At 44.8% G+C, this 10,479-nt stretch carries 10 protein-coding genes; 8 read left to right on the top strand and 2 right to left on the bottom strand.

The window, feature by feature from the left end:
* Window positions 1–358 precede the first annotated feature (358 nt).
* Window positions 359–1,084 (top strand): DUF3581 domain-containing protein, encoded by a 726-nt coding sequence (locus QTO06_RS24225; protein ID WP_331410177.1) that lies wholly within the window; start codon window positions 359–361, stop codon window positions 1,082–1,084.
* A gap of 161 nt (window positions 1,085–1,245) precedes the next feature.
* Here the strand turns inward: QTO06_RS24225 and QTO06_RS24220 are convergent, their stop codons facing one another.
* Both QTO06_RS24220 and ydiJ read right to left on the bottom strand, forming a co-directional pair.
* Entirely contained in the window at window positions 1,246–1,707 is a 462-nt protein-coding gene (locus tag QTO06_RS24220; protein WP_199461481.1) for a methyltransferase family protein, read from the bottom strand.
* Window positions 1,708–1,799: 92 nt separating this feature from the next.
* Window positions 1,800–4,835 carry a D-2-hydroxyglutarate dehydrogenase YdiJ gene (gene ydiJ, locus QTO06_RS24215; RefSeq protein ID WP_331410167.1) on the bottom strand — a complete coding sequence of 1,012 codons (3,036 nt, stop codon included), beginning with the start codon at window positions 4,833–4,835 and terminating at the stop codon, window positions 1,800–1,802.
* Window positions 4,836–5,092: 257 nt separating this feature from the next.
* On the opposite strand from ydiJ, the gene QTO06_RS24210 reads away from it, so the two are divergent.
* The 7 genes from QTO06_RS24210 (at window position 5,093) to QTO06_RS24180 (ending at window position 10,288) form a co-directional block, all read left to right on the top strand.
* Window positions 5,093–5,776, top strand: a complete 684-nt coding sequence (locus QTO06_RS24210) for a DUF3334 family protein (protein ID WP_009705865.1) — start codon at window positions 5,093–5,095, stop codon at window positions 5,774–5,776.
* Between the two features lie 153 nt (window positions 5,777–5,929).
* Window positions 5,930–6,625 (top strand): DUF2786 domain-containing protein, encoded by a 696-nt coding sequence (locus QTO06_RS24205; protein WP_005443269.1) that lies wholly within the window; start codon window positions 5,930–5,932, stop codon window positions 6,623–6,625.
* Between the two features lie 165 nt (window positions 6,626–6,790).
* Window positions 6,791–7,450, top strand: coding sequence for an OmpA family protein (locus tag QTO06_RS24200; protein WP_005443271.1), 660 nt, complete (start codon window positions 6,791–6,793; stop codon window positions 7,448–7,450).
* A 76-nt stretch (window positions 7,451–7,526) separates the two neighbouring features.
* Window positions 7,527–8,507 carry a J domain-containing protein gene (locus QTO06_RS24195; protein ID WP_331410166.1) on the top strand — a complete coding sequence of 327 codons (981 nt, stop codon included), beginning with the start codon at window positions 7,527–7,529 and terminating at the stop codon, window positions 8,505–8,507.
* Window positions 8,508–8,684: 177 nt separating this feature from the next.
* Window positions 8,685–8,870 (top strand): hypothetical protein, encoded by a 186-nt coding sequence (locus QTO06_RS24190; protein ID WP_331410165.1) that lies wholly within the window; start codon window positions 8,685–8,687, stop codon window positions 8,868–8,870.
* 249 nt (window positions 8,871–9,119) lie between these two features.
* Entirely contained in the window at window positions 9,120–9,437 is a 318-nt protein-coding gene (locus QTO06_RS24185; RefSeq protein WP_331410164.1) for a hypothetical protein, read from the top strand.
* A 458-nt stretch (window positions 9,438–9,895) separates the two neighbouring features.
* Window positions 9,896–10,288, top strand: coding sequence for a SulA-like leucine-rich domain-containing protein (locus QTO06_RS24180; protein WP_331410163.1), 393 nt, complete (start codon window positions 9,896–9,898; stop codon window positions 10,286–10,288).
* The last annotated feature ends 191 nt before the right edge of the window (window positions 10,289–10,479 follow it).

Raw genomic sequence — 10,479 nt, 5'->3', positions numbered from 1 at the left:
GATACCAAGAGGACGGGTAGAGCTTCAATAAAGGTGCTTTGGGAAGGATGGTTTAAACTGCAAACCATCCTTGAAGGCTACGAACTCGCAATGTCTCTTGATCACTAGACTTGTGATCAAGAGACAGCCTTCTTGGAGCCTTTATTGTATTTATACGCATCAAGTCCCTCAATAATATGGTAAATCGCGGATTTATGGCCATACTGAATAATGCATAACAAAAGCGCTCTTTTTGGTGCTTTATTCCGCTGCGTTATCGTTTCATTGTTAAGATACAGTGAAGTTTTCACTGGATGGACCATTGCTACGCAGATATTCGCATATAATCCCTGACAGTTTTGGTTACTACGTAAAAATTATGTTTCTAACACCTTATTTTTCAAACACTAATCACCAATTTCAGTTCACTCGTGAGCAAGCAAGTCACTTCGCAAAACGCGTAGCTGGTGATTACAACCCTATTCACGATGAAGACAACAAACGCTTTTGTGTTCCAGGCGATCTGCTTTTTGCAGTATTGCTGAGCAAAGAAGGCGTAAGCCAAAAGATGCGTTTCGATTTCTCTGGAATGGTGAATGACGGCGTTGCGCTTCACATCGAAAATAAGTGTGAAAAAGAAAGCGCCGTGGTCGATGAGGCAGGTAAAGAATACCTACACATGTCTCGCGAAGGCGAAACAAACCAAGATCCAGCATTTATTGAGCACGTGGTGACTAACTACGTTCAGTTCTCTGGCATGAACTTCCCGCACATCATGGTTCCTCTAATGGAAGAGAAGCAAATGATGATCAACTGCCAACGTCCATTGGTGATTTACGAAAGCATGGAAGTGGAATTCAACCGTCTAGACCTGACTCACCCTGAAGTCGACTTCACAGGTGCAACATTCGATGTTGAAGGTAAACGTGGTGTGGTAACGCTGAACTTTGCCTTTAAAGAAGATGGTGAAGTAGTAGGTAAAGGCATCAAACGTATGGTGGCGAGTGGCCTTAAACCTTACGACCAAGAAGCGGTAGACGATTTAGTCCAACGCTTTAACGAACGCAAGGACGCCTTCCTAGCAAAGTTCGCTAAGGCAGCCTAGTCTTCAGGAAGCAAACTCCAACAGAGTAAGCTTCGCTAGATAAGGCCCTGCCGACCAATTTCAAACATTCATAAGAAAGCCCAATGAAGTCACTGGGCTTTCTTTTTATCTGTGTTTTTTATCTGTGGCTCTCTTTTTATAAGCGATTGGCTTTACAGTCATCAAATCCAGCGACGGACTTGGTTCTTATAATCTAGGTAATCCTCACCGAATAGTCTTTCCAAAGCGCGTTCTTCTGGCTTAATTTGGTAGCGATTCATGTACGCGACAAACAATACACCGCACAAGATAACACTGAGATGTTGCCACCACAGACCAATAGCGATAATGACAAGCAAAAGCGCTACATACATTGGATTGCGTGTGTAAGCGAATACGCCTGTATCGACCACCAGCGAAGCAGTTTCTGGTTTCACTGGGTTTACTGTCGTCTTGGCTTTACGAAACTCGTAAACACCGGCAATGCCAACAAACCCAGCAATCAAAACAAGCCCAACAGTAACAAACTCAACAAACGGTACGGTAATTTTCATTTCTGGCACGACTTCTTTCAGCCAGTACATCAGCAATACCATCAACAAAAATAAAGCGACAGGTGGCACTTTAAGCTCAAGCTTTTTCAATCTTCATATCCTTATGAGAACAAAACGTTGTCATCGTCAGTAACGATTCTTAAATGATAAAAAGCCCAGTTAGACTGGGCTTTCGTAAAGCATTATATCAAGGTTAGCAAAGCTTGAACTGGGTGCTTAGGTTTTACCCCTTCAAAGCGTTTGACTTGGCTTCGGCAGGAGTACCCCGTAATCAAGCAACGCTCGGTATAGAGTTTGTCCAAGTTTGGCTTCCAGCTCAGATCATAAATGTCACGCGACATCGAGAGCTTATCTACTTCATGGCCAAAGGTCCCCGCCATACCACAACAGCCTACAGGCACAGTGTTCAGCACCGCACCGAAGTGGGCGAAGATAGCCCCCCACTCTTTCTCTGCATTTGGCAATTTGGTTTTCTCAGTACAATGGGCGAACAGATACCAAGGTGCTTGCTCTTTAGATTCAAGAGCATCGAACTCGCCCAGTCTTGGATGAAGCCATTCATGGGCAGTAAGCACATCAAACTGACCACGCTTGTTACCCAATACTTCAGCATACTCGTCGCGATAACACAGTACTAACGCAGGATCGACTCCCACCAATGGGATATCTAAGTCCGCGACCATCTCCAAGAACTTCGCGGTATCTTGCGCGGTGTTCTTAAACTGACGTAAGAAACCTTTGATGTGCTGTGCTTTGCCGTTTGGCTTAAATGGCAGAAGAACCGGATTCATACCCAACTTCTTAACCAGTTTGATGAAATCTTCCACCACCTCTGCATCGTAGTAACTGGTGAAAGGGTCTTGAACAATCAGCACATGCTTTTGTTTGTCTTCACTTGATAAGCCACTTAGTGCTTGTAGGTCGTAAGCCGTGGTTAACGTCTCGACTCGCTCTTTCAAGGTAGGTACAGACAATAACGGAGCATCAACATAGCCCACCGTCGAAGCCGTTAGGCTTTGCACCCAAGATTGCTTGAGCACACCATTTACCACACTTGGCGCTTTGGCCATCAATGGCAACATAGATTCAATGTTCGACACCAAATAGTCTTTTGCCGGACGTTGGTAACGAGAGTGGTAAATATTGAGGAAACGAGAGCGGAAACTAGGTACATCCACTTTAATCGGACACTGGCTCGCACAAGCTTTACACGCCAAACAACCATTCATCGCTTCATACACTTCGTGGGAGAAGTCATACTCATGACGACGATTAATCGAATGACGCACACGGTCGATCATGGTTTTGATGGACGTTTTGTTTTCCAGCGTCTGCTTCTCTAAGTCGAGAATATCAATGCCCTGCTCAGTCAATTGGCGCAGCCACTCACGAACTAAACCTGCGCGCCCTTTCGGCGAATGACGGCGGTCTGCAGTGACTTTCATCGAAGGACACATAGGTGAACTGGTGTCGTAGTTAAAACACAGGCCGTTACCGTTACACTCCATCGCTTGCTTGAAGCTATCACGTACCTGTACGTCAATCTGGCGATCAAAGTAACCGCGTTTGGTATCGGTGACTTTGACAAGCTCAGCATCGCTATTCAGCGGCGTACAGATCTTACCTGGGTTCATTTTGTTGTGTGGGTCAAAAGCAGCTTTCACTCGGCGCAGTTCAGTAAAGAGTTCTTCACCAAAAAACTCAGGGCCATATTCAGAGCGGAAACCTTTACCATGCTCGCCCCACATTAAACCACCGTATTTTGCCACCAGCTTAACCACTTCATCCGAGATTTCGTGCATCAAGGCTTCTTGATGAGGATCGCACAGATCCAATGCAGGACGAACGTGGAGCACACCCGCATCTACGTGACCGAACATGCCGTAGTTAAGTGATTTTGCGTCTAGCAACTCGCGAAACTCAACGATAAAGTCCGCTAAGTTTTCTGGCGGAACACAAGTGTCCTCAGCAAACGCGACTGGTTTCGCACGCCCTTTCGCAGCACCCAATAGCCCCACGGCTTTTTTACGCATGTTGTAGATACGACCGATACTCGCCACATCACTGCATACTTGGTAGCCAATGATGCCCGCTTCTTCCGTTTCTAGCATGCTATCGAGCTTGGCTGTTAGGTACGCGACTTGAGAAGCCACTTCCTCTTCATCCTGACCAGCGTACTCGACCATGTTAATGCCAAGCATCTCTTTATCAGGTACGTCGGTAATCAAGTCACTGACGGTGTGCCAGACAATGTCTTGCTTCGCCAAGTTCAGAACTTTTGAGTCCACGGTCTCAACGGACAACGCTTTTGCTTCCACCATAAATGGCGCGTTGCGCAGGGCCGAATCAAAACTGTTGTATTTGACGTTAACCAGAGTTCGCGCTTTAGGAATGCGGGTTAGGTTGAGCTTCGCTTCGGTGATGAACGCCAACGAGCCCTCAGCGCCGCACAAAACACGAGTGATATCGAAGCTGTCTGCCTCTTCGTCAAATGCGTTTTTAAGGTCGTAGCCAGTTAAGAAGCGGTTTAACGGAGGAAACTTGTCGTTAATTTGCTGACGCTTGTCACGGCATACCGATTCCGTCACACGCATTGCCGTATCGGCAAATTCCCCTTCATTCGGCAAGCCATGAGAAAGGTCGGATTCCAAAATCGAACCATCAGCAAACACCGCTTGAAGAGAAAGAACGTGGTCTGAGGTTTTACCGTACTTAAGCGAGCCTTGACCTGACGCATCGGTGTTGATCATCCCACCAATCGTTGCACGGTTACTGGTCGATAAGTCTGGCGAAAAGAAATAACCATACGGGCGAACAGCATCATTCAGTTGGTCTTTGACCACACCCGTTTGAACACGAACCCAACCTTCTTCTTCATTTACCTCTAGAACCTGGTTCATGTGGCGAGACAAATCAACCACGATGCCCTTCGTTAAAGACTGACCATTGGTGCCCGTACCGCCACCACGAGGAGAAAAGGTAATACGCTCGTATTTTTCTTTGTTGCTAAGTTTACCGATGAGGGAAACGTCTTGGGTGGTTTTGGGATGGACAACAGCCTGAGGAAGTTGCTGGTAGACACTGTTGTCGGTGGCTACTGCGAGGCGGCTAGAGTATTGGCTTTCGATATCGCCAGTGAACCCGGAGTGCTCAAGCTCTTTGAGAAAACTAAGAACAAGAGGATCGACATCCGTTTGCGAGTGTAATCTTGGTAACATTTGCTTCCTGCCCCTACTGCGCTGATCCAATCAGCTGCGGGTTATCTAATTTTTAATCATTCTCACCATTAACGTCCAAAACCACTGGCAAGTTAGAGGTATGAATGAGGTTGTTTTCTTTGAATTACGTCACTTTACAACATTTAAAAAGGCGTTCAAATCAGAATCTCAATACAAGAATTAAACTTATGCTTTATTTTATAACGCTTGATGCCTTACATTGAAAAGGAAATAGCCTTTCAATATGAGCTTTCAGGATGAAAAAAAATAAAGTTGTAACCACTGAAGATATCCTTCTAAAACTTTGCCAGTCGGTTTCTGGCGTACTTACTTCAGCAACCTCTTCTCAAGTTAACTACTCTGCAATGGTGCAAAAGATCAACAAAACCAGCCTCAAGCCGGATTTTGGTTGTTTTGTATTGTTTGATGGAGGCTTCACTGGCCTTGTTGTGATTAACTTTACAGCAAAAGCGGCCTTAGAGATTTACACCAACTACATGCGTAATATGGGCATGCCAGAGGAAGAGTTAGCGATCTCACACACTTCAGATGAAGTGGGCGATGTGCTTGGTGAGTTGATGAACCAATTGGTCGGCGACTTCACGAATAAGATTCGTAAAGAGCTGCAGACCAATATCACGCAGAACCAACCAAAAATGCTTTCGCTCAATAAACAGGTGATCCTGCAAGTTGATACCAATCTTGACCGCCCTCAAGCGCGTCGAGTCACCTTCTCTACAGAGAACAATAATATCTTCTACCTAGAACTAGCGATGGACAAGACCGAGTTTATCCAACTTGAAGAGTTTGAAGTGGCTGAAGATGAAAGCCCGGACGATATTTTAGAAGCCACTCGCAAAAGTATGGCTGACAAAAAAGCGGCAGAATCAGCAAGCTCAAAAAGTGATGCGGATGATCTGCTAGACCAACTTGGTCTGTAATCTTGCCAAACAACGACCTTTCTCAAAGCCTCTTTCCATAAGGGGCTTTCTTTTTGCAGCACAGTTTTCCCTCTCCATCGTTATTCCGTTTTTCCATCAAAAAAGGTAATATATCCGACTTCCTAAATTTTCAGTTCCCGGTACTGGTCGTCGATGGATAAACAAAAAGCTCTGAAAAAAATCGCCAAGTGTTTAGAACTGGGCAACTCCGCCAACGTTAATGAAGCGGCGAACGCTATCAAGATGGCGCATCGTCTCATGCTGAAATATGGCTTGGATAAGGACGATATTGAGTTTATCAAGATGGGTAAGACTCAGTCTTCACATCTCTTGCCAGCAAGCATTAGCTCGACGATATTGCGCGTGATTCGCGGCATCAATACTAAGTTCGGTGTTGAGGCGGTTCTTCTGAACCATAAAGGGCTTAAACGAGTAGAGTTTATCGGTGAAGCAGACCGCGCGATTTTTGCGGCTTTTGCCTTTGATATTATCTATCGTGAGATGAACGAGAGCACCGGACAGTTCCGCAATAGTTTCGCCGGTTCAGGCACTTCTTCAATGGAAGTAACGCGTCGTGTTAACTCGTTCGTTTCAGGTTGGGTAGAAGGTGCGCTCGAAAAGCTACCTGTGATCTCACCAGATGAAGAATCCGCAAACAAAATCAATAACTACATTGATAAAGAATTTAAAAACATCGACCGTGAGACGTTCAAGAAACAACTCAAGGAAGCGATGAAGAACATCACTGCAGATTACGAAGTCGGCTTGAAAAAAGGCCGCAAAGTTTCCGTTAACCGAGGTGTTGGCGGAGAGCAGGCGAGAAAAATGTTGGATAACCCTTCTAAATAACTTTGGAACTGATTACAACATCGCCAACTATAAGAAAAAGCTTACAAAGCTTCTATCAATCTGACGTTCGCATAACAAATATCAATACCTTCTATTCCATAATTCACATCCCATTATGAGGCGCACTTGCGCCTCGGCTTATACGGAGATTTTCCCTTGAAAAAGATGTCTATTGCACTTGCGCTAGTGCTGGCTCTTACTGGCTGTCAAGCAACACAACGCCAAAACGCAACTACAGGTGAATACGAAACTAACTCAACTACGCAAGGTGCGCTTATCGGTGCTATTGCGGGTGCAGCAATTGGTCTTGCGACTGGTGACGACGCTAAAGAACGTCGTAAACACGCATTGATTGGTGCTGCGGCTGGCGGTGCTACAGGCGCTGGTGTTGGTTACTACTTCGACCAACAAGAAGCGGAACTGCGTCGTGCTCTATTAAACTCTGGCGTACAAGTTGAACGTGTTGGCGAAAACCAACTGCTTCTTCGCATGGAAAACGGCATTGGCTTCTCTTCAAGCTCTTACCAACTAGACGCAAGCATCCACAACACACTTCGTGGTGTGGCTCGTATCCTAGTTGAATACCCAGACACAAGCCTTGTGATCGATGGTTACACAGACAGCACAGGTAGCGATTCTTACAACCAAACGCTATCAGAGCGTCGTGCTGAATCAGTACGTCAATACCTAGTATCACAAAACGTTGCACCAGGTCGCGCAATCGCACGTGGCTACGGTGAGCGTAACCCAATTTGCTCAAACCAAACTTCTGAAGGTCGTGCTTGCAACCGTCGTGTTGAAATCCAAATCTTGCCACTGAAGTAATTTGGTTGCACCATATCGGTAATAACAATTATTACCGGAGCAGGTCTAGCGTCGTTCGCTAGACCTGACATACCCAATGTCTTTCAGAACCACTGCCCTCACCTTTGCTTTAAGTGCCTGCCTTACGAGCACTGCATTTGCTTCTCAGAACCCGACACAACCTGAAGCCCAATTCGACCTTGCGCAGCAACTGGCGTTGAAACCCAATCCAGAATCACCTACTGACGCACGTTATTGGCTAGAACAAGCGGCACATCAAGGTTACTTACCCGCTCAAAAACAACTAGCAGAAGATTACGCTCGTGGTTTAACTGGCAACACGGATTTCACCCAAGCGATTTATTGGTTCACTTCTGTTGCGTTAAACGATCCAACCGACCGTGGCTTTTTGTTGGCCGATTTTGTCCAGCACCATCAAGCGGAAGTATCGAACTCTGATCTCGTCGAAGCTTGGTATCAACTGTCTGCACTTAAAAACCCTCAGGCAGAAGAAGCCTATAACCAGTTTTTGGAAGATCGCTTCAATCAACTCAGGGCCAAACAAGTTTCTGAGATTGTAGAATTGGATAAGCAAGCCACTGACGAAGAACAGAAAGAGACCATTGAAATTCAACAAGCAAAGAAAGCTGAAAACTCCAACGTTTGGTATGCCTCTGGCGCTCTGGGCTTTGCTCTGCTTCTTGGTGGCGGTGCATTCGGTTACCGCAGGCACACAAAAAAGGCCAAAGCCACTGCAGCAAATGAAGTGTCACGCTCTCTGCAATTAGAGACACAAGTGAAAGAACTTCAGTTTGCTAATAAACAACTTAAGCGCCAACTCGAAAAAGTATTTAAAGAGTTTAAGAAGATCAAAGGTCAATCTGAGAACCAAAAACTTCTCGTCGCTTGTGCGATGTTTGGCTATACCCCGCAAACCATTCCAGACAGTAAAGCAGTGAAGTTGCGCTACAGACAATTATCTAAACTCTACCATCCTGATTCTAGGGGAAGTGAAGAAGAGATGAAGCGTTTAAATCAGGCGTTTAAAACCATTTCACAAAATGTTACAAAAGAGTAAAACCCAGCCACACACCTTTATCTTGCGAGCTTTTCATCCTAGAAAATAAAGGCTCGCAATCGATCTCCCTCTCAAACAAATTAACAGACATTTAACTTGACCATCTTTTATATGCCATAATGCTGGGCGAAAAATAACACCTAGCGACTCAAATTTATGTAGGTGGGGAGAAAATCAATGTTCACTGAAGAAGGCACCTGTGACTGGTGTAAAAAACCTAGCTTTGTAACTCGTCATGATTACGTAGATGGTAAATACCATCGTTCATGCAGCTCTTGCTACGACATCGCGAAAATCGATGTCCGCCTATTCAACCAAGGCGAATTGCAAATGCGCGAGCGTTTGGGGCAACGAGCAAGCTAAATAGAACAAATCAACGGAACTGATTTTCAAGGGCGCCTTATCGCAAGGCGCTTTTTTGATCCTTCATTAAAACGTGAAGCCCTCACAACCAAAATACTCCGCAATCACATTCTCTAGTCCTCTGGTGGTTCTCACACTCTCAAATCGGCTATTAATTGACCTGTTAAAAACAGTGTCACTTATTTCATAGTGATGTCGATGGTTTTCCCTGTCAGCGGGTCAAACCCACGATACATCTGGAGTATAGTTTTGTCGCTCAAACAAAAAACAAGTGGCCATATGTACACAGATGAAACGGAAGCAATTATTTCTAGTCAGCCTCCTGAAGCCGTTGCAACTGGTGAGTTGATGGTTTTGAAAAATACTATTAAAAGAAAAGTCTCTGGCCCTAACAAAAGTCGATTATTGCGATTAGCAAACTCCGACCTTGGCAGTTTATGCTCTCGCGCCAATTCAGGTAACATCAAACAAATTCGCACCATGGTTCAAACTATGGTTCAGCTTGTAAGAGCTGGCAACCTTGGCCAATTTGAAACAGAAATCACACGTGCAAAAACCGAATTCTAACCATTATTAAACATCGATCCTTGTATTTTCAGGCTGCGTATTCGCAGCCTGCTTTTTATCGTTGTCTGTAAAAGCAAAGCGCTTTCTTGAACGTTCCGCCTCTGCCTTTCTTGTTTTCTCTTCCTTTCTTCTCCCTCAAAAGCACTAACACTACTGTGTGCCATCACGAAAAAGCACTGTATAAAGCGGTTAAAACCACTGTATAGCTAAGCCGAAGTTACTGTATATACAGTAGTAACCACCTGTATATACAGCTCCGGAATGCAGGTGACTTCACATTTCACCATGTTTATCAAACATATCAAAAATCAAATTTTACATTTTAATTTCAATAAGTTAGACAAAAACCAAATCATAAGTAAGGGAAAGTTTTTCAACTCAATTCATAAAAATCGGTTGATCAGGCATCAAAAACAAACTACTGTATACACATACAGCATGTATAAAGGAACAGTAAGATGCAGTTACAAACTCAATCTCATACATACTCTCGCTACAACGTATTGGCACAAGCAACACAACCTATGGATGTGTCGGGCCAACTTCTTTCTAAGTTGGCAGTATTGTCTCAACAACAGCAATGGATTCTGTTTACCGCTGAGTGCCCTCGTCCTGATTTTGAGCAACTTGCTGCTTCCAACATCCGCTGTCAAAACATCATTCAGATGAAGCCGTCTCAACAGCTTTCTGAAGTGGAAATCGTGATTAAAGCTATTCAGTCTGGTAACGCTAGCGCTGTAGTCGCATCGAACAAGATTGCCCTAATGAATCAATCAATGCTTCGCGATATTGCTCAACGTTATCAGTGTGAAGTCTTTTTCGTCGAAGGCAGAGTGAACAAGTACCACTAACAAGATCGACGTTATCCATCCTGCATCTCGCCTCCTTTTAAGGGGGCTAATTATATGGTCCGCCTCACTCTCAAGCCCTACGCTTAGAGTAGGCTATCAGAACGAGGTGAACCATATGTCTACTATCCACATTTTAGGTATCGATTTAGGTAAGCACTGCTTTCATGCGGTTGGCAATAATCACTCTGGCA

It is taken from the genome of Vibrio sp. M260121 (assembly GCF_036533715.1).
GTDB lineage: Bacteria > Pseudomonadota > Gammaproteobacteria > Enterobacterales > Vibrionaceae > Vibrio.
The sequence above is the reverse complement of the archived record's forward strand: the minus strand, read 5'-3'. Positions and strand labels throughout refer to the sequence as shown.